Source organism: Thermocoleostomius sinensis A174 (assembly GCF_026802175.1).
Classification (GTDB): domain Bacteria; phylum Cyanobacteriota; class Cyanobacteriia; order Elainellales; family Elainellaceae; genus Thermocoleostomius; species Thermocoleostomius sinensis.
Genome location: NZ_CP113797.1, coordinates 1,119,088 through 1,143,963, shown reverse-complemented (window position 1 = coordinate 1,143,963; position 24,876 = coordinate 1,119,088). Strand labels below are relative to the sequence as shown.

17 protein-coding genes, 2 tRNA genes and 3 rRNA genes are annotated in these 24,876 nt (G+C 48.2%); 13 read left to right on the top strand and 9 right to left on the bottom strand.

Annotation, left to right across the window (positions count from 1 at the left end; genetic code table 11):
* Nucleotides 1-32: 32 nt before the first annotated feature.
* The 4 genes from OXH18_RS05035 to OXH18_RS05020 all read right to left on the bottom strand — a co-directional run bounded on the left by OXH18_RS05035 (nucleotide 33) and on the right by OXH18_RS05020 (nucleotide 6,409).
* Nucleotides 33-404: a response regulator gene (locus tag OXH18_RS05035; RefSeq protein ID WP_268611312.1), complete on the bottom strand. Its 372-nt coding sequence runs from the start codon at nucleotides 402-404 to the stop codon at nucleotides 33-35.
* Nucleotides 401-2,587 (bottom strand): sensor histidine kinase, encoded by a 2,187-nt coding sequence (locus OXH18_RS05030; protein WP_268611311.1) that lies wholly within the window; start codon nucleotides 2,585-2,587, stop codon nucleotides 401-403. The genes OXH18_RS05035 and OXH18_RS05030 overlap by 4 nt, the downstream gene beginning before the upstream one ends.
* Before the next feature lie 414 nt (nucleotides 2,588-3,001).
* On the bottom strand, nucleotides 3,002-4,336 hold the full coding sequence (locus tag OXH18_RS05025) for an AAA-like domain-containing protein (RefSeq protein ID WP_268611310.1): 1,335 nt from the start codon (nucleotides 4,334-4,336) through the stop codon (nucleotides 3,002-3,004).
* 138 nt (nucleotides 4,337-4,474) lie between these two features.
* Nucleotides 4,475-6,409, bottom strand: a complete 1,935-nt coding sequence (locus OXH18_RS05020; RefSeq protein ID WP_268611309.1) for a hypothetical protein — start codon at nucleotides 6,407-6,409, stop codon at nucleotides 4,475-4,477.
* A gap of 312 nt (nucleotides 6,410-6,721) precedes the next feature.
* Here OXH18_RS05020 and OXH18_RS05015 point away from each other — a divergent pair, with 312 nt between their 5' ends.
* A complete protein-coding gene (locus OXH18_RS05015; RefSeq protein ID WP_268611308.1) occupies nucleotides 6,722-7,795 on the top strand; it encodes a dipeptide epimerase in 1,074 nt (357 codons plus the stop codon).
* Nucleotides 7,796-7,857: 62 nt separating this feature from the next.
* Here OXH18_RS05015 and OXH18_RS05010 read toward each other — a convergent pair whose 3' ends face one another.
* Both OXH18_RS05010 and OXH18_RS05005 read right to left on the bottom strand, forming a co-directional pair.
* Nucleotides 7,858-8,814, bottom strand: a complete 957-nt coding sequence (locus OXH18_RS05010) for a hypothetical protein (RefSeq protein WP_268611307.1) — start codon at nucleotides 8,812-8,814, stop codon at nucleotides 7,858-7,860.
* A gap of 258 nt (nucleotides 8,815-9,072) precedes the next feature.
* Entirely contained in the window at nucleotides 9,073-9,549 is a 477-nt protein-coding gene (locus tag OXH18_RS05005; protein ID WP_268611306.1) for a PadR family transcriptional regulator, read from the bottom strand.
* Nucleotides 9,550-9,970: 421 nt separating this feature from the next.
* Between OXH18_RS05005 and OXH18_RS05000 the strand changes: the two genes are divergently transcribed.
* Entirely contained in the window at nucleotides 9,971-10,783 is an 813-nt protein-coding gene (locus OXH18_RS05000) for a PAS domain-containing protein (protein WP_268611305.1), read from the top strand.
* Between the two features lie 151 nt (nucleotides 10,784-10,934).
* Nucleotides 10,935-11,132 (top strand): hypothetical protein, encoded by a 198-nt coding sequence (locus OXH18_RS04995; protein ID WP_268611304.1) that lies wholly within the window; start codon nucleotides 10,935-10,937, stop codon nucleotides 11,130-11,132.
* A gap of 133 nt (nucleotides 11,133-11,265) precedes the next feature.
* On the opposite strand, the gene OXH18_RS04990 is transcribed toward OXH18_RS04995, so the two are convergent.
* Complete coding sequence (locus OXH18_RS04990; protein WP_268611303.1) at nucleotides 11,266-11,565, bottom strand: RNA recognition motif domain-containing protein; 300 nt, start codon at nucleotides 11,563-11,565, stop codon at nucleotides 11,266-11,268.
* A gap of 774 nt (nucleotides 11,566-12,339) precedes the next feature.
* Here OXH18_RS04990 and OXH18_RS04985 point away from each other — a divergent pair.
* The 8 genes from OXH18_RS04985 to OXH18_RS04950 all read left to right on the top strand — a co-directional run bounded on the left by OXH18_RS04985 (nucleotide 12,340) and on the right by OXH18_RS04950 (nucleotide 20,189).
* Nucleotides 12,340-13,835, top strand: a 16S ribosomal RNA gene (locus OXH18_RS04985).
* 118 nt (nucleotides 13,836-13,953) lie between these two features.
* Nucleotides 13,954-14,027: transfer RNA gene (locus OXH18_RS04980), tRNA-Ile, on the top strand.
* 88 nt (nucleotides 14,028-14,115) lie between these two features.
* Nucleotides 14,116-14,188: transfer RNA gene (locus OXH18_RS04975), tRNA-Ala, on the top strand.
* Nucleotides 14,189-14,366: 178 nt separating this feature from the next.
* Nucleotides 14,367-17,247, top strand: a 23S ribosomal RNA gene (locus tag OXH18_RS04970).
* Between the two features lie 79 nt (nucleotides 17,248-17,326).
* Nucleotides 17,327-17,443: ribosomal RNA gene (rrf, locus tag OXH18_RS04965) — 5S ribosomal RNA — on the top strand.
* Together the 16S, 23S and 5S rRNA genes with 2 tRNA genes alongside form the textbook arrangement of a ribosomal RNA operon.
* A 217-nt stretch (nucleotides 17,444-17,660) precedes the next feature.
* Complete coding sequence (locus OXH18_RS04960; RefSeq protein ID WP_268611302.1) at nucleotides 17,661-18,200, top strand: hypothetical protein; 540 nt, start codon at nucleotides 17,661-17,663, stop codon at nucleotides 18,198-18,200.
* Between the two features lie 69 nt (nucleotides 18,201-18,269).
* Entirely contained in the window at nucleotides 18,270-19,010 is a 741-nt protein-coding gene (locus tag OXH18_RS04955) for an ABC transporter ATP-binding protein (protein ID WP_268611301.1), read from the top strand.
* A 42-nt stretch (nucleotides 19,011-19,052) separates the two neighbouring features.
* The gene (locus tag OXH18_RS04950; protein ID WP_268611300.1) at nucleotides 19,053-20,189 is read left to right on the top strand and encodes a GUN4 domain-containing protein; all 1,137 of its coding nucleotides are present in this window, start codon (nucleotides 19,053-19,055) and stop codon (nucleotides 20,187-20,189) included.
* A 172-nt stretch (nucleotides 20,190-20,361) separates the two neighbouring features.
* Here OXH18_RS04950 and OXH18_RS04945 read toward each other — a convergent pair whose 3' ends face one another.
* Complete coding sequence (locus OXH18_RS04945; protein WP_268611299.1) at nucleotides 20,362-21,231, bottom strand: shikimate dehydrogenase; 870 nt, start codon at nucleotides 21,229-21,231, stop codon at nucleotides 20,362-20,364.
* Nucleotides 21,232-21,388: 157 nt separating this feature from the next.
* On the opposite strand from OXH18_RS04945, the gene OXH18_RS04940 reads away from it, so the two are divergent.
* Nucleotides 21,389-23,542 (top strand): CHASE2 domain-containing protein, encoded by a 2,154-nt coding sequence (locus OXH18_RS04940; RefSeq protein ID WP_268611298.1) that lies wholly within the window; start codon nucleotides 21,389-21,391, stop codon nucleotides 23,540-23,542.
* Between the two features lie 52 nt (nucleotides 23,543-23,594).
* On the opposite strand, the gene OXH18_RS04935 is transcribed toward OXH18_RS04940, so the two are convergent.
* The gene (locus OXH18_RS04935) at nucleotides 23,595-24,116 is read right to left on the bottom strand and encodes a phosphoribosyltransferase (protein ID WP_268611297.1); all 522 of its coding nucleotides are present in this window, start codon (nucleotides 24,114-24,116) and stop codon (nucleotides 23,595-23,597) included.
* A 184-nt stretch (nucleotides 24,117-24,300) separates the two neighbouring features.
* On the opposite strand from OXH18_RS04935, the gene OXH18_RS04930 reads away from it, so the two are divergent.
* Nucleotides 24,301-24,714 (top strand): VOC family protein, encoded by a 414-nt coding sequence (locus OXH18_RS04930; RefSeq protein WP_268611296.1) that lies wholly within the window; start codon nucleotides 24,301-24,303, stop codon nucleotides 24,712-24,714.
* Nucleotides 24,715-24,876: the final 162 nt, after the last annotated feature.

Genomic DNA, 24,876 nt, shown 5'->3' with positions numbered 1-24,876 from the left:
GAAAGGGATTGATTCAATTTTTCAAGGTGTAATTAAGATTCAAATATTTTTGCTTTTAGGCGATCGAACTCGATCGGTTTATGAATATAATCATCTGCACCGTATTGTAGGGCTGTTTGGTAGTTTTGTTCATCTCCATAGGCTGTCACCATAATCACTGTTAAATCCGTAAAACTTTCTTTAATGATCCGAAGTAGTTCAAGTCCATTCATACCCGGCATATTAATATCTGTTAAAATTAACGCTAAGCAAACAGGGTAATGATGTTTTAAATAATCTAGTGCTGCCTCGGCCGAAAACATAAAGCAAAATTCAACCTGTCCCTGCTTAATTTCTTTGCGAAACCGCTGCTTAAACAACACCTCCACATCCTTTTCATCATCCACAATCATGACTCTTTTCATTCTGCGTCTCTCCTCGATTCAATTAGCGTTGGGAGTTCGATCGTTTTTGGCAAAGTGATAATAAACTCGGTATAGTGCCCATATTCACTATCAACTTGAATTTTTCCCTGATGTTCCTGCACGATAATTTTGTGGCTCATTGACAAACCCAGCCCAGTTCCTTCACCAGCCGGCTTGGTGGTAAAAAAAGGTTCAAATATTTTTGTTTGAATTTCAGGAGCAATCCCCAAACCATTATCGCGGACATAGATCTTGACGTGTGTTTCTAAATCGCGAGTGCTGACAGTTAGTTGGGGGATATAGGACGCGTCAGTGAGGTTCCGTTGCTGCTTTGCTTTAGCGTGGGTAGCGTAGCAGGCATTATTAATTAAGTTTAAGAAAACACGGCTCATATCTGATGCTACAACCTTCATTGGCGCTATTTCATCAAAATCCAGTTTGATGGCAAGGTTAAATGAGCTATGTTGTGCTCGCATTCCGTGGTATGCCAAATTCACAGATTCATTTAACAGTGCATTAATGTCTGTTAATTGGCGTTCGGATCGCTCTCCTCGTGAATGCATCAACATACTTCTCACAATCTTGTCTGCTCGCTTGCCGTGCTCATGGATTTTCTGAGCGTTTTGGTGCAAGTCCATCAGTAACTCATCCATGTACGATCGAGCATTTTCATCTACGCAATTAATGCTTCGTTTAATTTCCTCAACTAATTCCTCAGTCAATTCCACCGATAATTCTGCAAAATTATTAATGAAATTTAATGGATTTTTGATTTCGTGCGCGATGCCTGCGGTTAAAGCTCCCAGGGACGCCATTTTTTCTTGAGCTACAATTTGAGCCTGTGTAGTTTTTAGTTGTTCTAACGTTTGCGACAAGATATGAGTCCGTTCTTCTACTTTTTGCTCTAGCGTCGTAAAAGATTCTTCTAGTTGCCTGGCCATTTCGTTAAAGGAATCTGCTAGTTCCCCTAATTCATCACGACGCTGAATAGATACTGTTTTGTCCCACTTTCCTTTAGCGATAGCTTTGGCGGCAGCATTAAGGCGTAAAATTGGTTGCGTCACCCACCGAGCCGTAAAGATAGCGATCGCAATGGCTAATACTAAGGCTAAAAGGCACAACCCGATCGTAGTCCGAGTATTGACATTGATTTGTCCCATAAAATCTGAGGCGGGCACGGCGACAACCACCAGCCAATCGAGTCCATAGCGATCGTTCCACGGCGATACTTGCACAAACTGACGTTCGCCCTCCAGATTGAAGTGTAGTAATTGAGTGTGAACCACTTGATCGAGAGTACCAAAGCGCTCAACCAAATACCGAGTCGTAGCTTGGATCAACGGGTCTTGACTTTTGGCAGCATTGAGCCGTTGATAGGTGCCATTGATCTGCACATAAGCTTGCTCCTCACTAGAACTAGCCACCACCAGCCCATTCCGCTCTAAAATGAAAATTCTGCCTGATGGACTCACATCTAAACTTTTAAGAAAGTCATTTGTTTGCGACAGAATGTGGTCTACACCAATTACGCCAACTAAGTTGCGCTGCTCATCATAAACCGGATAGCTTGATGAAATCGAAAAGATCTCCGGCTGATCATTCCACTGATAAATGGTGCTCCAAACGGGTTTGCCAGCCGCCACCGCGTCACTATACCATTCATCCATATGGGGGTTATAGGTTTCAGACCACAAAAACTGTTGCCGATTTCCTTGCGCATCTAACCGATAGCGGTAATATTCGGTTGGATGGTTTGTGTCAATGATCTCAATAAAAAGTTCGCCATCATCTTCTCGACCTACGCCCACAAATTCACCCGCTGCGTTGGCAAAATTAATGTAACTAACATTCGGAAATACTTGCATTTGCTTCCAAAAGTAGCGTCCTAGGCGCTGTTGATCTTCTAGCCGAATTAATCCTTCTTTGAGAGCAAATAAATTGAATTGATTAATCTGCTGTGGGGTATTCAAATAATCAGTTAAATGTTGATCGATGCGATCGTTCACTTCATCCACTAGCTGACTCGCCAAATTTTCCACAGCCTTTTGCCCATTGCGAAATGAGAGATAGCCCACGAGTCCAACAGGGCCTAGAATTTGCAGCACAAACGCTGCAATCAAAATTGTTCGCAGGGAACCAGGATAAGCAGGCTGAACCAGTCTTCGTTGAAAAAAACGTCCCATGAGCAGTACACAGATCCCCTAGCGGTGATCAATCATACGGTTTGTTCTTAGAGAGAAGATTAATTCAATTATTGGAGTGGAACTTGCGGGAAGCCACCTAAGATAAGCCAGTTTTTCCGATCTTAAGCAACTTTCTTAAAATCCTAAACGTTGACAACGTTTTGACTGGGGCATATCACGTTTGTAAGTCTAGCCCTCATTTCCCCCACCCTTTTCTTCCAAGCAGAGAGAAGGGAAGCTAGAGCGAACTCCTTCTCAACCTCTTAGTAAGGGGAGGTGCCGCAGGTGGTGGGGGAATCTGGTGTGCGTGCTATTTAAATCAGAGTTAAGGTAAGGACGACAAAACGTGACAGGAAACATGACAGACTCCCTTGTGACTCCGCTTGAATTCTGTATGTAATTGAAGACACTGTTCTATCGATGAGACTGAAAATACTGACGATATAATCGACAGCTTGGAACGGGTCGATTGCCTTGTAGATGAACCAATCCCATACTTTGCAGTTTCGACAACTGCACCAAATCGAACTCTGTGGATGATTGTGTCAGCGCTTGAGCAAACACCTCAGCTAGTTCTGGTTGTTGCTGAAGATACCACAACTGTTGCTGTAAATGCTCGTAGTAGATGCCTTCTCCACTGGCTGGTGTTTGAACTAATTCATCTAGGGTGACATTGTTGTGCCAAATATGATGTAACCCTTGGCGCACTAGAAAAGGGTGACCATCAACCAGATCCATCAACTTCTTGGCATCTTCTACTGACCACGACAAGCCATATCGATTGGCGAGCGTTTGCACTTGTACCACAGTGAACGGTTTAAGTTCAATAGGCAGCCCGACATTAAACGGCGATCGATTAGCCTCTAACGGAATATAAACCTCATTAGAATGGACTACCACCAGCCGCAATTTCTTCCAAATCTCCCGGTTTTTGCCTTCTTCATGCCAACTGCGCAATAGCCCAAAAAAGTCACTGGCTAGATGAGGAAATTGAAACAGGCGATCGACATCATCCAGTCCCAAAACAAGCGGATGGGCAATGGCGGTCAATAGGTATTGTTCAAAATACATCTTGCAGCTAATTTGGCTGCCAAATAGATCATCCCAATAGTCTGTCAAGCGACTGGGTAACTGAAGCCCTAGCCCCACACTGGCACAGAACCACTGCAAAAATCGGTTCAAATCTTGAAAAACTTGGCGATCGGCAAGCTGTAAACTGAGTGACACCGTTTGATAGTGCTGTTGAGCAGCATAATCGAGCACTCGTACCATCAGCGAGGTTTTGCCCATGCGGCGCGGTCCCTTAATGCGAATCAGAGCACCCGGTTGCAAGATGGTTTTGTAGCTGTCCGCTTCGATCGGCGGTCGCTCCATGTAAAACACAGAGCCAAGCGGCACTTGTCCTTCTGGTAATTCTGGCTCGCTCAACGATTGGAGCGATTCTGTCTTTAACTTCTCTGGAGGTTCGGATTCAGGATAATGATAATCTGCGGTCTCTAACTGCAAATTAAACGCTTTAAAGCATAATTTCAATGTCTGTCGATCTACCCCTGCCTCACCCGCAAACACTTTCATCAAAGTATCTACAGCTAGACCTGTGCGTTCACTCAGTGCCTCTAGAGTATAGCGATTGCCAGCGTTCTCTTCTAGCTCCGCCAATTCTTTAGCATCTTGGAGCTTCTGCAATCCGTGGGTTGTGAGAACCACCCCCCGGCGGCGGCGACGTTTTGATGGGTAACTTTGTGCCATGTTCAAGTGGTGCAGCAGACAGATCCTACAACAAGGTTTAGCCCACTATAGCGGCAGTTGTGATGCATGAACCTATTACAATCACTTCCAATGAAATGCGCCATCATTCCTGACATTTCTGTCCTATCTGAGTCACAGCTAACTTCTAGGGACAACCGTAACATCAAGCGCATAGACTGGTGGCTTGTTCTTATTTGGAGCATTATCCAAGCCCCATGCGAACACATCAAACACCATTTGATAAGTTCCTGGCTCTCTGGGAAACATAATTCGTCCGATCGCCTCGGTTGTTTCTCCAGAGGTTGGCATTCCAGCAATATTGAGCCAGCGGCTTTCACGGGGAGGGAACTTGTTACCATTAGCATCGACAAAGTGAACGCGCAGCTTGGTTTCCCCTTGTTTCACCATGCCAGTTTGATAACCAAACCAGGGTGATGTGCCAGTATTGACCAGTGTTGCCCGAACCAGCCTGCGCCGTTTTGATTCGATCACCAATCCATTGCTGATGTCAGTGACATTGCCTTGGGCTAGTACTTCTACTTTATTAACGCGCCCATCCAACCCGCGCACATACTGTTTCCGATCGTGAATGGGAGGATGAATGCGGATCAGCAAATTGCGAAAATGGCGTTCAATTCGGCTATCCTGTAGCTGCCACAGTCTACTGCGATCGGCCAATACTGGAATTGGCGACGCGCCCCAATCAGTAGAACTATAGGCTCCGATTGCTTGGATGCCTGTAGAAACGAGAGTTGTAACTAGAAAAAGTGTGAGCAAGCCAGAAGCCAGCTTGGTTGTGGCAACAGGTCGGTGGCGATCGAGCGTGACCTGCTCGATCGGTCTTACTATAGCGGCTAGACAATAAGCTACCAGCAAGCAAGCAACAGGCAATGTATCGGTTAAAAAGCGGCACCCATAGGAATCGCTACCGCCCGCCCAAGATCCATAAAAGCCGTAGTTAATAAATAACCCGATCGCCGCTACCGTTAGGCACAGCAGCAGTTTTTCGTCGCGTCCGGCGCGGTGTCGAAACACCTGATAGGCTCCTGGAATGGCAAACAACAGCACCGGAGAATAAGCAAACAATCCTTCACTGGGGCTAATCAACAGACCAAGTGCAGCAGTGCGAAATTGCGTCAGGGTAAATTTGTACGTTGACGGGCGATTTTCAAACTGCTCAACGTAGCCACCTGAAATTAGATTGTCAAACCCAAAATAGTAGGCATTCCAAGCGAAATGTAGCAGCACGCTGGGCAAACCCAACAGAAAAAAAATAGCTTCTTTGCGAAAGGCAGAGAGGGTGTAGAGGGCAGCCATCAAGGAAAAAATTCCGCTAGTTACGCGCACACTGGGCAATAGTCCGCAAAATATACCTGCCAACAACAATAAAATTCGTCGAGCCTTTCCCTGTCTCCGATCGGCTTTCATGAGACAGAAAATGATAGTGATTAATACTAAATTAGAAATCGTATGTTGTCGCAAATCTTGCGAATTCAATACCCAACTAGAGGTGGCAAAGGCAAAGATGAAAGTTGAAATGAGGGCAATGCTCTGACTAAATTTGAGTCGAACTGTGAAGTAGAACAGCACAACAGAAAACGCTGTTGCGATCGCTCCTGCTAGCTTGCTAAAGCTAGTTCGGTAAATTCTAAAGTCCTGACTGGCAATGTCTATGAAATCAACAGGTTGTCCAATCCTTATGCTTTGCACTAAGGTATCTAATTTCAAGTACAAGTAAAAGCCAACATACAAAGGAAAGGTAATGACTGCGGTTCCAATAGGATAACGCGAGGTCAATTCACCATTCAATCCTTTAGCAAAGAAATAAGGAGATTCACCGCCTAAATAGGGATAACTATTTTGGAAGCGATTGAAGTCTAATGTTTGATTTTCTAGCCAATTGAATGCAAGGAGCGAGTTAGGAATATTGTCACTAGAGCCAAGGAAAAAATCACTACCGTTGCTCAAGTACACAAATAAACAGGTTGAAAAAATCAATAATCCCCAAACAATATTTGGGTAGCGAAACGCGATCGATTTAATAGCATTAATAACATGAAGGTTATATTTCATTGATTTATTGCTTGCACAACCTAACTTTGCACTCCACTACTAATAAATGAGCAGCGTTGCTAAATTCAGGCATGATTTGCCAACCTTAATCTAACTATCAGAGCGTTTTCAAAATGCCCTTACGAAATCCATATAAATGTCATGAGTTTGGAAACGTTGTATAAGACATAGTTCAATGATTAGTTTATGACTAATTTGTAGCCAATTATTTGTAGTCGAGCACCATTTCAAGTATCTTGTAAAGTATTTTGAAATTGCAATCCATCCTATCATATTTGCCTAGGCTGCCAGCCGTTTCTAGATTGACACCCCATGCAAATTCAAGTTAAACCCTTTACCGTTCATAAGCGCGTTCCACTCACCATCAGTCGAGGAACAACAGCCACCAGTACCAACCTGTGGGTGATGGTCGAGCATGAAGGCATTGCTGGCTGGGGAGAGGCTTCACCTTTTTCGATCGGTCAGCAGCCTCAACTCACCGAAACCTTGTTGGCACAGCTTCAAGCCCTGATTCCGAAGCTATCAGATTATACTCCCTACGATCGTCAAGCCATTGATCGCTTCTTACAAGCAGAACATGTTCTGTCTGCTGTCCGCACGTCTTTAGATGTGGCGTTACATGACTGGTTGGGCAAACGAGTGGGGCTACCGCTGTGGCAACTGTGGGGACTCGATCGCCAGCAGATTGGACCTACCTCTGTGACGATCGGCATTAGTTCACCCGAAGCAGCCCAACAACGCCTGCTTGATTGGCAACAAACCACTGTCGTGAAAGCTATCAAAGTCAAGTTGGGTAGTCCAGCAGGCATCGCCGCCGACCAGTCCATGCTGAAAGCAGTTCAAGCGGTTGCCCCTACTGCCGCAAAACTGAGCATTGATGCTAACGGTGGTTGGAGTTTGGACGAGTCTATTACTATGAGCCACTGGTTGGCTGAACAGGGCATCACCTATATAGAACAGCCCCTTGCCCGTGGACAAGAGGATGATTTGCCGCACCTTTATCAACAATCTCCGCTGCCCCTTTTTGTCGATGAAAGCTGCTTTACAAGTGCTGATATCCCCAAGTTGGCCGATCGAGTGCATGGTATCAACATCAAACTGATGAAGTCGGGCGGATTAAGCGAAGCCTGGCGTATGATTCATACTGCAAAAGCCTGCGGTCTGCAAATTATGTTTGGCTGCTATTCCGACAGTGCCCTGTCTAATACTGCCGCTGCTCACCTTGCCCCCTTCGCCGATCACCTTGATCTTGATAGCCATCTCAACTTACGCGACGATCCGTTTGTGGGCGCGTTTATGCAAGCAGGTTGCCTCGTTCCCAATAACAGTCCGGGCTTGGGAGTGATGGCAAGGGATGGAGAAACAACATTAGAGAAACAACATTAAACGAACGCAAGGATGAAACCCACGGTTAGAAATAGCGTTCAGGGAACGATCAATTTAAGTGGCTATCTAACTCGCCGTGCCCCAATTTCGATCAATATCTCGAAGAATAGCAGCAGTACCCCGACGACGGTTTCCAAAGGGACCATGTTGGGCGATTTTCTTGCCTCTGCTCGATCGATCGCAGCCGTTAGCTCTGCTCGTTTTTCTCCTAATGCCCCTGTCAGCGGAAGCTGACTGGTTTTGTTTCTGGCTACCTCTAGCTCTCCTTGTTGTAGGTGTCGCTGAATCTCCATGACCAGGGCTTGATACTGCTGCTGTTTCGCCTGAAGTCGCTCAATCAACGGCAGAATTCGCATGTCCCAGTAGGGATGCTTCACCACATGCGCCAATTCGGTTGCGGCTTGTTCTAGATCATTTATCTCGATCGCTATGTCAGCCGCCCGCCAATGGCGTTGATTCGTTTCCCAAGTTCGCTGCCACGCTTGAACCTGTTGCCGCACAGTGAGATAAATAGAGCAGCGTTCAGGAATGCTATTCGCCGTTGTAACGGCAAGGTCTAATTGATCAATGGCAGACCAATAGTAGCGTTGGGCTAGTTCCCACACGTGAACCGACCACGTTTCAATGTCCTGGTGAGCCGCTGCAAAGTGAGCAGAATCGGCAGAAATACTGGTTGCAAGACCGATCGCTCGTTCCAATTGATCGACGGTAGCCAACGCTCTGGCAGACGCTAAGGTTGCTCGATCGATCGCATCTTGACAAAACTGCGATAGCATCTGAGCTTCTTGGGAAACGGGTGAATTTAGAGCCACCTGTTGTGCTTTGTTTATACAATCTTGATAATTCCCAGCCAGCCAAGCTGCGTTAATTTGGCTGATAAATTCCTGATTTTGATACTGCTGTTGGACTTGATAGCGATCGACTAAGAGCAAAGTTGAGGCAAAAGCAATGGCGATTGCCAGGAAAGCAGCGATTTTGACCCGAAGCTTTGGAAGGAATAGTTTCAATTTAAATCGCATCGCCCCTCCTGAGAATCAAGCGATACCATGATCATATTATATATTTTTGATATTTGCTCGCAGATGCCAATTCTTGAGAAGAAGAATAATTATCAAAAAAATAAGACAGCAGAGTTGCTGTCTGTAAATTGATGATAAAATTACCCAACGACGAGTATGCCAGAAAAGCACAAGTCCTAAATTTGCTGACGGCTCCAATGCCGTGGCTGTCCTAAGCAGCTATTTAACGCATTGAAACAGAGGGCAGATGCGGCACTATTAGGTTGCAGGTCGCCACTCGTAGAGCTTTCTACGGAATTTCTCAGCTTCAGTCATGACCATCAACCCAAGCTGTGTGATGCGAAAGTATTTTCTTCTCGCTCCTCCTCGCTCATCTGCCGGACGATCCTTCATCCAAGAGTTGACTAGTCCTTTTTCTTCCAGCCGGTTTAAGGTCGGATAGAGGCTACCAACACCGATCGTCCGCTTACCGCTACTTGACTCTGCGAATGCTTCGATAATCTGTAAACCGTACAACTCTTTGCCTGCCAATAGGTTGAGAATTTCCTCCTCCAATTTGGAAATGGTAATGTCTTCGTAAGATGCATCCTTTTTGGCAAACTGGCGATGCGATACCTGTTCCTGATGCGCTTTAAGTTTCTTTTCGTCCTTGCGAGTAGTCGTCACCTCTTCAGGACTGGCAAAATGGCTGCTGTGCTCCACTTTGTTGACTGAAGAAGCTGTCTCGTTGAACATGTATCCTCCTTTGGTTGAGAGTTGCCCTGATGGGACAGATTGTCAGCAACACTAAACATTGATTGAACTCAAGGGTTCATCAATCGAGCCAATGAACCAAACTAGCCGCAGACTATATCCGATCAGACTTTGATCAGACAAGACAGCGAAGCAACGCCAGGTAGTCATGAGCTAGACATCTGACGTATTTGCTCACTAGAGTGAGATGTCCATCGTTATATTATACAAATTCGATAATCAACATACCATCAATTTAAGAAATCTCATATTTTTATTGTGTCAATTTATCCTTTTTTGATAGATATGTAATTAATTAAATCAGTAGGTCATTTCCCGTTGACGAAAATCGCTATTCAGTCTAGTAAATTGCATCATTTGCCTATGGGTTGAAATTTTGATTAACAAGGAGCGTCTTTTTGCTTTGTCACGCGAGAATTTGATGCATAGCTTGCTCGATCAAATATCTGCTTGGTGTTTAAGGAAGTTCGGCAGCTTTGTTAAAGCTTGGTTGCTGTCAGTTCAAGACCATACCGTCCCGCTTTACCATGACTATGTTGAAGGTATGATTTCGGACTACATTGATCAGCGGCAGAAATGGCAAGACCAGAGCAGAAGCGAGCTTCAAATTTTACTGCAATCGGTTCCTTGGGGAATATCGATTCTCCTGGGAATTTGTCGCTTGAACGTTTGTCGCTGGCGGCGGGGCATTAGTCTTTTGGCCTATGGAGTGGAACAATTTTTGTCGCTTTCTCATTCGCTTGCTCCACTGCCGCTGTATGGGCGGTTGATGAAATATTTGCTGGGTTGGTTGCATCGGATCACAGGTAATGTCGGAATACATACCAACAAAATTGAAGTGAGGTTGAGTAGTTCAACAGCAGAAGTGACCGCTTGGAGTCATGGAGCCGAAATGGTGCTTGGTTTTACAGCAGAAGACGTGCTACATCAACCTGCTACGACATCGTTTGTTCCAGAAACCGAAAGTAGCGGCCGATCGTTAGTGACATTGCTACAATCGGTTTGCACGGTTCCTGAATCTCACAGTCTTAACATCAATGAAAATCGGGATTGTAACGGCGATCGCTATTGGATTTTATGGGTGAATGTGCCGATCTATAGCGCCACTCAAGAATTAACTGAGGTTTCCTGCATTGGTATCAAAATTGAAGACCCAACGCTGATGCAACTTCTGGTACAAGGATGGAAGGTATGGCGCAAGCTATTGATTAGCTAAGCATTTCCAAGATCATGGGAATTAAGACTCCTTAGACAACGAGGACATCCTCACCAGCGAACAGAAGTTACTGGTTGCAGTTTGGGCTTTTCTGCTGCACACAGCTTCACCATTCCATTGCTCAACTACCGCTCAAATCAGAGGATACATCATGAATACTGACTTTGAAGCATTGACTCCTGAAGCAAGCAGTTGTCTTAGAGAAGCCCTCAGCGCGATCGATCAGCTTTCTCTAGAGGTAGGCGCTGATGGTGGCTTCACTATCATTGAGGAACTCTACTTATTGATTACTAAAATCCTAGAACGATATCCAGAGCTAGAGCTAGATGATGAAGAATCGATTGAGTAGAATTATTCACTTGGATTCAATAATGCTAATAAAAAAGTTAAAGAGGGTGAACGTTGGTTGACCCTCTTTAACTCTTGACTATTGGTGATAATTGTTCAAATACATTCAGTCTCTACACTGGCTTAGAACTGAGTTAGTAGCGGCGAGAACGATTGCCGTTACCCCAACCACCACCTGCTGGTCGTCGTTCTTCACGAGGCTTAGCTTTATTCACTTTCAAATCCCGCCCCATCCATTCTGCACCGTCGAGCGCCTCTATAGCCGCAGCCTCTTCAGCATCGCTCGACATTTCAACAAAAGCAAACCCCCTGACACGGCCCGTTTCGCGATCGGTCGGAATTTGAACCCGCTTGACAGTTCCGTACTCTGTAAAAACCTCAGTGATATCCTCTTCAGTAACCTGAAAGGATAAATTGCCGACGTAAATTGACATGGAAGAAATTGTGAGAGTCAAAGACAATAGTAAAACAATAAAGGAACTAGCTCCGGAAAATTGCCTGAAAAGTCAACTGCCGCACAAAACTAATTCTTCATGACCCTAGCACAGGAATGCTGATACTGGGGAGCACATTCATCAATCTACATCTAAGCTTTAGCCAAGACGAGTAGCGCACTGTTCTACTTTCACGGTTCAACTCTGCACAAATACAACGTTGTTTATAACGTTGTTTATAACGTTGCACTTCACCCACATTTTCTATTTCCTCCTGCTAATACCAATCCTTGGTCATGTTGCATAGAATTAACCCCACCGTCCGCAGTTCCTCTCACTAATAATGGAAGGTTGGGAGGAGTCGGTAACTGGGCACCCCAATAGTGTTTCATGCTTCTCAGAATATGCTTCGCTTGACGCTTGTAAGCGATCGAAACTTAATGTCGTAAGACCAGACTAATTCAAGGATTGAAGCGAATTTCGGAAAAACTTGATAAAACCGTTGACAAATCTGAGCAGAGTTAGCTATCTTGGTAAAGCGGTCGAGAGGGGCGAAGCGAAGCGAGAGCGGAGCGAATGCCTTCAAGGCGCGCCGAACCTAGATAAATAAATAGTTTGAAAGCCAGAATAGCATCAAGAGCCTGTAAAAGTAAATGACTCTTCGGAGGGAGTTTCGAAGAGGGATTGAAAAGGAGCTACTGTTGAAGGGACTGGGTGAATAGCCAGTTCAGATAATTCAGCGGTAGTGGATGAAGAAGCCAACAAACTCAAGACAACATGGAGAGTTTGATCCTGGCTCAGGATGAACGCTGGCGGTCTGCTTAACACATGCAAGTCGAACGGGATTCTTCGGAATCTAGTGGCGGACGGGTGAGTAACGCGTGAGAATCTGCCCTTAGGAGGGGGATAACGGTTGGAAACGACCGCTAATACCGCATATGCCGAGAGGTGAAAGGATTTATTGCCTGAGGATGAGCTCGCGTCGGATTAGCTAGTTGGTGGGGTAAGAGCCTACCAAGGCGACGATCCGTAGCTGGTCTGAGAGGATGACCAGCCACACTGGGACTGAGACACGGCCCAGACTCCTACGGGAGGCAGCAGTGGGGAATTTTCCGCAATGGGCGCAAGCCTGACGGAGCAAGACCGCGTGAGGGAAGACGGTCTGTGGATTGTAAACCTCTTTTGATAGGGAAGAAGGACTGACGGTACCTATCGAATCAGCCTCGGCTAACTCCGTGCCAGCAGCCGCGGTAATACGGAGGAGGCAAGCGTTATCCGGAATTATTGGGCGTAAAGCGTCCGTAGGTGGTTGGTCAAGTCAGCTGTTAAAGCGCGGAGCTTAACTCCGTAAGGGCAGTTGAAACTGGTCAGCTAGAGTGCGATAGGGGCAAGGGGAATTCCCAGTGTAGCGGTGAAATGCGTAGATATTGGGAAGAACACCGGTGGCGAAAGCGCCTTGCTGGGTCTGCACTGACACTGAGGGACGAAAGCTAGGGGAGCGAAAGGGATTAGATACCCCTGTAGTCCTAGCTGTAAACGATGGGTACTGGATGTTGGGCTCACTTCGGAGCTCAGTATCGAAGCTAACGCGTTAAGTTCGCCGCCTGGGGAGTACGGTCGCAAGACTGAAACTCAAAGGAATTGACGGGGGCCCGCACAAGCGGTGGAGTATGTGGTTTAATTCGATGCAACGCGCAGAACCTTACCTGGCCTTGACATCCACGGAACTTTCCAGAGATGGATTGGTGCCTTCGGGAACCGTGAGACAGGTGCTGCATGGCTGTCGTCAGCTCGTGTCGTGAGATGTTGGGTTAAGTCCCGCAACGAGCGCAACCCTTGTCCTTAGTTGCCAGCACTTCGGGTGGGAACTCTAAGGAGACCGCCGGCGACAAGCCGGAGGAAGGTGGGGATGACGTCAAGTCATCATGGCCCTTACGGCCAGGGCTACACACGTACTACAATGGTGGGGACAGAGGGCTGCGATCCGGCGACGGTGAGCCAATCCCAGAAACCCCATCCCAGTCCGGATTGGAGTCTGCAACTCGACTCCATGAAGTCGGAATCGCTAGTAATCGCAGATCAGCATTGCTGCGGTGAATACGTTCCCGGGCCTTGTACACACCGCCCGTCACACCATGGGAGTTTGTTGCACCAGAAGTCGTTACTCCAACCGATTCTGTCGGAGGAGGACGCCGAAGGCAGGGCTGATGACTGGGGTGAAGTCGTAACAAGGTAGCCGTACCGGAAGGTGTGGCTGGATCACCTCCTTTATAGGGAGACCTCCCGACTCTACGCCTGAAAGCGACGTGCGATTAAGGTAAGAGTTGGTCATCCCAAGGTCGGTCAGGCAGTGGTGCAGAGGCTTTCAAACTAGCTGGTTCGGTTCATGGGCTATTAGCTCAGGTGGTTAGAGCGCACCCCTGATAAGGGTGAGGTCCCTGGTTCGAGTCCAGGATGGCCCACCTTGGCAAGAGGGAAGAGGGAAGAAGGGAAACAGAAGAGAGCCTGATTTTCTTTGGTTTTGAATCTTCCGGATTCAATCTTCGACATGGGGGTTTAGCTCAGTTGGTAGAGCGCCTGCTTTGCAAGCAGGATGTCAGCGGTTCGAGTCCGCTAACCTCCACTGGGATTACCGCCCAAGGTGAGTAGTTATTGAGTAGTTATTAGGAGACATTCAGCACCTGGTCTTGAGGCTTGAGGGAAGCGCGCAAGAGAGACTGCTGGATGCTATCCAGCCAGGACCTAGAAAACTGCATAGCAAGAAATAGTCAGGTAGCAACAACAGATACCAATGTTGACATGGTCAAGCTAGAAAGGGCTGATGGTGGATACCTAGGCACACAGAGGCGAAGAAGGACGTGGTTACCGACGATATGCGCCGGGGAGTTGGAAGCAAGCAGTGATCCGGCGGTTTCCGAATGGGGCAACCCTAGTAAACGGTCATCTGAATACATAGGATGACACGAGCGAACCGGGCGAATTGAAACATCTTAGTAGCCCGAGGAAGAGAAAGCAAACGCGATTCCCTTAGTAGCGGCGAGCGAAGCGGGAACAGCCTAAACCGATGGTTTTAACTGTCGGGGTTGTGGGACAGCAACAAGAGCGCGAGCGGTTAGACGAAGCACTTGAAAGGTGCACCAGAGGAGGTAAAAGTCCTGTAGTCGAAAACTTAACGCATCTAGCTGCATCCCGAGTAGCCCGGAGCACGTGGAATTCCGGGTGAATCTGCGAGGACCACCTCGTAAGGCTAAATACTCCTGTGTGACCGATAGTGAACCAGTACCGCGAGGGAACGGTGAAAAGAACCCCGGGAGGGGAGTGAAATAGAACATGAAACCATCAGCTTACAAGCAATCGAAGCCCGATTAAACGGGTGACGGTGTGCCTGTTGAAGAATGAGCCGGCGACTTATAGGCAGTGGCAGATTAAGACGAATATGTCGAAGTCAAAGCGAAAGCGAGTCTGAAGAGGGCGAGCGTCACTGTTTATAGACCCGAACCCGGGTGATCTAACCATGGGCAGGATGAAGCTTGGGTAAAGCCAAGTGGAGGTCCGAACCGACCGATGTTGAAAAATCGGCGGATGACCTGTGGTTAGGGGTGAAATGCCAATCGAACCCGGAGCTAGCTGGTTCTCCCCGAAATGTGTTGAGGCGCAGCGGTTGTGACTATAGCTGGGGGGTAAAGCACTGATTCGGTGCGGGCTGCGAGAGCGGTACCAAATCGAGTCAAACTCTGAATACCCAGTGGACACACAACCAGTGAGACGGTGGGGGATAAGCTTCATCGTCAAGAGGGAAACAGCCCAGACCACCAGCTAAGGTCCCCAAATCGTCATTCAGTGGCAAAGGAGGTGGGAGTGCCCAGACAACCAGGAGGTTTGCCTAGAAGCAGCCACCCTTAAAAGAGTGCGTAATAGCTCACTGGTCAAGCGCTCCTGCGCCGAAAATGAATGGGACTAAATGACGTACCGAAGCTGTGGGATTAGCGTAAGTTAATCGGTAGGGGAGCGTTCTGTAGTAGTGCGAAGCATCAGCGGAAGCAGGTGTGGACGAAGCAGAAGTGAGAATGTCGGCTTGAGTAGCGAAAACATTGGTGAGAATCCAATGCCCCGAAATCCTAAGGGTTCCTCCGGAAGGCTCGTCCGCGGAGGGTTAGTCGGGACCTAAGGCGAGGGCGAAAGCCGTAGTCGATGGACAATCGGTCAACATTCCGATACCGATTTGACGTTGTGCCGAGGGACGGAGAAGGCTAGCACAGCCAGAAGATGGTTACTGGTGCAAGCGTGCGAGGCGATGAGGAGCGGCGAAAACGCTCCGAGCTGAGGCGTGAGACCGAGGGGATACGTCCCCGAAGTGTGTGATGTCAGGCTTCCAAGAAAAGCTCGAACCACGTTAACGTCAAATTGCCCGTACCCGAAACCGACACAGGTAGGATGGTTGAGAATACTCAGGGGCGCGAGATAACTCTCTCTAAGGAACTCGGCAAAATGGCCCCGTAACTTCGGGAGAAGGGGTGCCACCGCGAGGTGGTCGCAGTGAAGAGGCCCAGGCGACTGTTTACCAAAAACACAGGTCTCCGCGAAGTCGCAAGACGAAGTATGGGGGCTGACGCCTGCCCAGTGCCGGAAGGTTAAGGAAGTCGGTCAGGCGCAAGCTGAAGCTGGCGACTGAAGCCCCGGTGAACGGCGGCCGTAACTATAACGGTCCTAAGGTAGCGAAATTCCTTGTCGGGTAAGTTCCGACCCGCACGAAAGGCGTAACGATCTGGGCGCTGTCTCGGAGAGAGGCTCGGCGAAATAGGAGTGTCTGTGAAGATACGGACTACCTGCACCTGGACAGAAAGACCCTATGAAGCTTTACTGTAGCCTGGTATTGGGTTCGGGCTTTGCTTGCGCAGGATAGGTGGGAGGCGCAGAAGCATCTCTTGTGGGAGGTGTGGAGCCAACGGTGAGATACCACTCTGGCAGAGCTAGAATTCTAACCCTTACCCGTGATCCGGGAAGGGAACAGTATCAGGTGGGCAGTTTGACTGGGGCGGTCGCCTCCTAAATGGTAACGGAGGCGCGCAAAGGTTCCCTCCGGCTGGTTGGAAATCAGCCTGAGAGTGCAAAGGCATAAGGGAGCTTGACTGTGAGAGTGACAACTCGAACAGGGACGAAAGTCGGCCTTAGTGATCCGACGGCACTGAGTGGAAGGGCCGTCGCTCAACGGATAAAAGTTACTCTAGGGATAACAGGCTGATCTCCGCCAAGAGTTCACATCGACGCGGAGGTTTGGCACCTCGATGTCGGCTCATCGCAACCTGGGGCGGTAGTACGTCCCAAGGGTTGGGCTGTTCGCCCATTAAAGCGGTACGTGAGCTGGGTTCAGAACGTCGTGAGACAGTTCGGTCCATATCCGGTGCAGGCGCAAGAGCATTGAGAGGAGTCCTCCTTAGTACGAGAGGACCGGGAGGAACGCACCGCTGGTGTACCTGTTATCGTGCCAACGGTAGACGCAGGGTAGCCAAGTGCGGAGTGGATAACCGCTGAAAGCATCTAAGTGGGAAGCCCACCTCAAGATGAGTGCTCTCATGGCACAAGCCAGTAAGGTCACGGGGAGAACACCCGTTGATAGGTTCTAGATGGAAGTGCAGTAATGTATGAAGTCGAGGAATACTAACAGACCGAGGGCTTGACCTTAACGTCGATAGGTTACTGTGGTCATGCTATCTGCCTTGCTATGCAGCCTTCTGGGTTGTGATTGAGCACAACGCCCATTCCTGGTGTCTATGGCGGTGTGGACCCACCCTCATCCATCCCGAACTGAGGAGTGAAACGCACCTGCGGCGAAGATAGTTGGACGGCTGCGTCCTGCCAAAATAGCTCGATGCCAGGTTCTTATTCACAGCCGAGGTCTGCTACACAGCAAACCTCGGCTGCTTTGGTTTTAAAAGGAGGAGTTGGGGTGTTTTGTCAAAATCTATTGTTTAGAGATTGTCTAAATGGTCTGTCGGAACGCAGAGATTAGTTTAGATTAGAGGAGAAATTTTTAACTGAAGAGTGTTGTGTCTACTGTATTGTCCTCCGCCAAGAGACCAGATTTAAGTGAGACCATGTCCAATACACGCACATTTCGCCTTTCACCGATCGTTCGCGCAACGTTGTTATTGCTTTATTTAGCTTTAACTTTACCATTGCCGTGGCTAGCGGCAGCGACGGAAGCTTCTGTGTCTCCTGCATTACTTTGGGCAGGAGTTGCAGTTGGGTTTCTCCTGCTTTATGCGGCACTTTGTGAACGGGTTATTGTGGATGATCGCGGAATTCAAGTGACCTATCCTGGTTGGGTTCCCAAGGTGTTTCGTAAAGGTTGGGTTTTATCCTGGACCGATATTCAAGCATTGAAGCCCCGATCGACTGGACAGGGTGGCATTATTTACTATTTTCTCAGTGAGTCGGGTGAAGCCTATCTGTTGCCGATGCGCGTGGCAGGTTTTGCGGAACTAGTGCGACGAATCCAAGCTGAGACTGGGATCGATACGACAGATGTGAAGCCATTGTCTCAACCGTGGATGTACTTCATTTTACTTGTGTTTACGCTGCTGTTATTGGCGATCGATGTCTGGACGATCTTGACAGCCATTGCTCAAGGGTGAAGGGTGAAAGAATTATACGATGACATCGCAAATGTACCTGAGCCTTGATTCTTTAGCCTTTCTGTGCACATGTCGCAACTTCTTCTAGAGCACGTTAGCTTGACAGCTTCAGTTGGTTCACACCCTTTGCTGCAAGATGTTTCATTTGAAGTGAAAGCAGGCGATCGAGTAGCGATTGTCGGTCCTTCTGGAGCAGGCAAAACCTCGCTGTTACGTCTTTTAAACCGATTGGGTGACCCAACACAGGGGCAAATTTTCTTTGAAGGACGCGAGATTCGTCAGATTCCACCTACTCAGCTACGTCAGCAGATTGTAATGGTGCCGCAGGAGTCAAAACTGTTGGGGATGACTGTACGGCAAGCGTTAGAATATCCATTAACGTTGAAACGAATCTCACGCTCAATGATTCAACAGCAGGTTGCCATTTGGACGGAACGATTGCACCTGCCCGAAGATTGGTTAGGACGGACAGAATTGCAATTATCTGTTGGGCAACGACAATGGGTGGCAATTGCTCGAGCACTGATCATGCAACCAAAGATTTTGCTACTGGATGAACCCACTTCAGCATTGGATGCCGGACGCAGTCGTTACTTAATCAATCTCTTGACGGATTTGGCCGAGAATCACCGAATAACGATTGTGATGGTGAATCACCAGCTAGACGTAGCTGAACAGTTTTGCGATCGAGTGCTACAGCTTGAGGAGGGCAAGCTAGTTCAAGACAAAATTCTGCGTCAAACTGATTGGTTAGAGATTAAGCAACAATTAATTGATGCAGAAACCCATGCAGCAGAAGGGTGGGAATAGCGTATAACTGATCAAGATGGTAGGGCTGGAGGCGGCCAATCAATGACGGAAGCAGAACGCCAGTATCTGGATATCGTCAAGCGGCTCGTTAAAAATAATCGAGGAGACATTGAAGGCGAACGATCGCATCTGGAGTGGCATCGCGAGCGTTTAGGCGTTTCTTCTCAAGCGGCTGAGGCGATTGAGCACCGGGTATTAAATGCATACCAAAAATTTTTAGGACAAACGTTAGGTTCAGCAGATGGACTGAGACCAGCTAGCCGTGATCCCCAAACGGAGGAACAATTCGCTCCACAAGCTGCCAGCCTGCCCGATCCTAACTATGCCGTTAAATTAGAACGCTATCGTAACGTGTTTGCTCAAGCTCTCGATGCTAATAAATTAGCAGACGAAGCCACCCAGGATCGGCTGTGGCAATTACAGCGAGAGTTGCGCCTTGATGGGCAAGATGTAGCCCAAGCAGAGCAACAGGTGCTAGCCGATCGTTTAAAAAGTATAAAAAGTACTCAATTCGCCGCGAACTCTCGTGCCTACGACGAGTCTGCCATGACCCAACCTCCCTCTCCTACAACTCATAGCCTACCGCCTACAGAACTTCAATCACCACAATCCCCTTCCTCGTTGTCGGTCACGGCTCAGTTACCGGAAGCCTACACCAAGTTGCACCAGCATCTAGCTAACCGTGCTTGGCGAGAGGCCGATCGAGCAACGTTTGATCTCCTGCTGTCCCTAGCCGATCGCCGAGAAGAAGGATGGTTAGATGTGAATGCGATTGAAGAATTGCCCTGTAAAGATCTCAATCGTATTGGTCAACTGTGGCATCAGTTCAGCAACGGACACTTTGGCTTCTATAGCCAACACGAAATTTATACTCAGATTCCTACGACTGAACCCGATTTCATTAATTCGGTTCAAGCCACCTATACAAAAGCCTTGGAATTTAGCAAGGCGATCGGGTGGTGGCAGCGGGGTGCCCATTTTCATAAGTACTATAGTCAATTGATCTTTACACCAGAGGCTCCGAGAGGGCATCTACCAGCCTTGTGGTATTGGAGAATTCCCTGGTGGCGAACGCTACAGTTTGGCGGATTGGGGACGGGGCGAGGTGGCTGCCGTGTGGATGCAGACCTGATTGTAGCTATGATGAAAAAGCTTCAGGACTGTGACAAGTTGCGCTGAGCCGAGTTTGAGTTGAATTGGGCTAAATGACTCTCGTACTGACTCTTCGTTCAATTTCAATTGTGAATGCGACAGATGAGATCCCTCTCAACCTCCCCTGATCAAGGGGAAGTGTCGCTTAAATCAGTTAAAGCGATATCAGTTCATTGGATTTCGGTGAATTTCAGCAAGCTCAACCTAATACGTCTGACAACGATCGGCGCATTACTTCTACGGGTATAGGCTGTTGTAGCCAGTGATGTAAGGCGGCGGCTCCTTGCTGAACTAACATTTCTAGTCCGTCAATGACTGTTGCTCCCTGAGCTTGGGCCATCTGAAGAAATTGAGTAGGGCGCGGTGTGTAAATCAGATCATAAGCAATTGAATCGGGTGAGAAAGATTGCAGTTCGGCTTCTGTTAGGGGAGACGCTTGGACATGGGGAGCCATGCCGATCGGAGTGGTGTTAACCACCAAACCAGCCGTAGGAAGCAACGTTGGTAAATCATCCCACAAATGCACGGTTAAGGGATAGAGATTCGCTTCTGAGTCTTTGCTCGATCGCCAAGTGTGGAGAAACGCTTGAAGTTTTTGAAGGTCGCGCCCCACGATCTGCACCTGCTGACAGCCTAATTGTAGGCAACCCGCCGCCACCGCCCGAGCCGCCCCACCATTGCCCAGAATGATCACTGGGGTTGATTGCCAGTCGCGTTGATGAGGTTGTAACGGTGCTAAAAACCCTATGACATCTGTATTAGTACCACACCATCCCTGTTCGGTTCGCCAAACTGTGTTGACCGCTCCGATGGCCTGAGCAACCGGGGAAATTTCCTGCAACAGCGGCAGGATCGCTTGCTTGTGAGGAATGGTGACATTGAACCCCTGCACCCCGATCGCCCACAGCCCTTCGAGCGCCACAGACAACTGATCAGGCGTTACGGCGAATGGTACATAGGTATAATCTAGTCCCATTGCGGCGATCGCCGCATTTTGCATCACTGGCGACAAGGAATGCTCGATAGGATAGCCCATTACCCCCAAAAGTTTTGTTTTACCAGTAATCATTCTGAGGAACCCTGAAGTAAAAGGTGGTGAGGTAAACCGTGAACTCTAAACCGTGAACTCATTGTAATCCTGGCTCATCCCCCAATCCCTACCCCTTAATCCTCAATTCCCACCACTGCATGTGCCAGAATCAGTAGACAAACACCGTTAACGCACTATGCCAACTCTGCTAGGAGCGCGATATCAAGTGATAGCTGTTTTGGGGGTAGGTGGATTTGGGCAAACCTACCTAGCAGAAGATATGCATCATGCAGACCGAGTCCAGTGCGTCGTTAAGCAGTTTAAGCCAACCAGCCAAGATCCACGTTTTTTAGAAACAGCACGACGGTTGTTTGATACTGAAGTAGCAACGCTGCGACGGCTAGGGCAGCATCCACAAATCCCTGACTTTTTGAATTTTTTTGAGGACGCTGGCGAATTTTATTTAGTCCAAGAGTACATTGACGGGATTGCTCTCAGCTATGAATTTGCTACCTGCGGCAAGTTGAACGAAATCCAGGCGATCGCCATCTTGCAAGATGTGCTCACTGTTTTAGAATTTGTGCACAGCAACCAGGTAATTCACCGGGATATTAAACCAGGCAATTTGATTCGTCGCCGCTCAGATAACCAAATTGTGTTAATCGATTTTGGGGCTGTCAAAGAAATTCAAACGCAACTCAATGCCCAGTTGCAGGAATCCTCTGGACAGACAAACTTCACTGTTGGTATTGGCACACGTGGCTACAGCCCCAGCGAACAGTTGGCAGGACAGCCACGCTTTTGCAGCGATATCTATGGCTTGGGCGTTACGATGATTCAAGCCGTGACAGGACTACATCCAACTCAGCTACCCGTTGATCCCGATACGGGGGAACTGATTTGGCGAGATTATGCCAACCTCAGTCCTGGTTTTGCTGCCATTCTAGACCAGATGGTGCGCTATCACTTTAGCCAACGGTTTCAATCAACGCAAGACGTGCTCTTGGCATTGCAAGAATTGTCTACTGCGACGATCGATCGCACCCACATTCCAGTAAACCGTCGGCGATTGCGATCGATGTTTCAGCGTCCTTTTACCCAGGTAAATCCTTCTAAGCAAGCTACCTTTCTACGGATGCAGCCAAAAACGCGCTTGGACGGTGTGCCAAAGCGCCGATCGAGGCGATTTATACCAACTGCTTGTCATCTGGCCCTCGTTTCGCTTGCCATTACAGGATTGGTGATAGGATGCCGACAACTCGGCTGGCTAGAAGTACCAGAACTGGCGGTTTACGATCGACTGGTGCGATGGCGTCCGGCCGCAGGACTCGACTCCCGCCTGCTGATCGTAGAGATCTCCGAGCAAGATTTGCAAACATTGCAACGTCCAACACCGTCTGATCGCGATGTAGCACGGGTGATTGAAACCTTAGCACAGTATCAACCCAGCGTGATCGGGCTAGATTTGCTGCGAGAATTGCCCCAAGAGCCAGGACGCGCAGAGCTATTGCAACAGCTTCAATCCTCCAATGTTGTGGCCATCTTTAAACTGGGCCAGGATGGGGTTGAAATTCCGGCTCCTCCCGGTGTGCCGATCGATCGCATTGGCTTTAGCGATGTGGTGGTCGATGGGGATGGAGTGATTCGTCGCAATCTTATGTTTGCTACGACCGCAACGGGTTCGTTTTCATCGTTCGCGGTGCAACTAGCGTTGAATTACCTGGGCAAGCAGGGCATTACTCCGCGCAACAGTGCCGCCTATCCCGACTTAATGCAACTGGGAGAAACTGTTTTTTTTCCCTTAGACCCCCACGCTGGCGGCTATCACCAAGTAGATGCGGGAGGATATCAAATTCTGCTGGACTATCAAGCGCCAACCAGCCCGGCTCCTGTTATTGCGTTCACAGATATCCTCAAAGGTCAGTTTGATCCGGTTCTGATCGAGGACAAGATTGTCTTAATTGGCACCACTGCTGCCAGCAGCAAAGACGTGTTTACCACGCCCTACAGCGCTGGACGAGCGGCCGATCATATGCCTGGTGTGATGTTGCATGCGCAAATGGTGAGCCAACTGCTGCGAACAGTACTCGATGCCCGTCCCTTGTTCCGCTTTGTGCCAGATTGGGCAGAACTGCTGTGGATTGCCGCTTGGGCTGCGATTGGCAGCAGCATGGCACTGTGGCTGCGACACCCAATTGCCGTCAGCATTGGAACTGCCGTTGTCATCAGCCTTTGTGTTGGTGTTAGTGGTCTGTTGTTTATTAGTTATATTTGGATGCCTGTGATTGCTCCAGGTGTGGCTGTCATCCTTGCTAGTGTGGTGATTATCTCTTTGCGATCGAATCCCTAATCAGTGAACCTTCATCCGTCCATCATTCGGCGTGAGAGCGAGTACCAGTGGGTTAGGACGCTGGAGAACATAGCTGAATCAGATCCGCCGGATTCATTTTTTCGTACTGTTCAAACGGTTGATGAATCCACGGATTATCGGGTAAATAGTCTACATAATAGTTAGGCTCAATCACTGAACAAGCTTTGTACCACAACACAGCCGATCGAATTTCTTCAACATAGAAGCCATAGTTTCGATCGAGCCAAATCAGCGTTTTTTGCAGACTGGTTCCCGAATCGACCAAATCATCAACCAATAAAATATGGCTACCTAAATGCGGGGTTGTCATTGTTAAATCGCGAGAAAATACGATCGTGCCACGAGCCGTTTTGCCGCCGGAACCGCGATAGGAAGAGGTGGATAGAATAGCTAAGGGTTGATCAAAGATGCGAGACAAAATATCGCCAATGCGCAAGCCACCTCTGGCTAAACAAACAATCTGATTAAATTCCCACTGCGACTGATGGACTTTAGCAGCAAGGTGCTCAATCTTTTGATAATAGTCTGACCACGAGACGTATAAATCTGACATAGTTGGTTTCACCGATCGCAAGCTTGAAAAGCATCATACAACTGCTTGCCCCTCTGCTTGTACTGTCTATACCGTCTAGTTTGAAGAAATAAAGATAACCCGTCATCAAATTAGTACAGATGAACTGAAACAAGATTTGGCATAGGGTAATAGGGTAGGGTCACAAAGCAAGAGGTAGCTATCTATGGCCAGCTTGGGCAGCTTGAACCATTTATCTTTAACCGTAAGCGATCGCGATCGGTCTGAGCCGTTCTACAATACCATTTTGCAATTTATGGGCTATCAACCTGTAGAACGCACCGAAACCTATACGATGTGGTGGTTGGAAACGGCTGGGGCAATTCTCATCAGTTCTGCTAAACCTGATTGCACTAATCCTATCCACGATCGCTATTCACCCGGCTTACATCACATTGGCTTCAACGCCGACAGTCGTGAACAGGTCGATCAGCTTTATCAACTGTTAGTGCAACTTGGAGCCACCATCCTCGACCCGCCTGCCGAATATAACCAGTACGCGCCCGGCTACTATGCCGTGTTCTTTACTGACCCAGACGGCATCAAGCTGGAACTGGTACACATGCCGATCGTGCCCTAGTTGTGGCAAAGAATTGTCAAGGGATAATCACTTTCCGCTATTCTCCATTCCCGACTCCCCATTCCCTATTCCCCAACTCCCAATATTGAGTTATTGAGCATAGCAGTGTATAAATTTCTGAGTTATCATCGCAGATCAGCTTGATGGTCGGTGGTTGATACT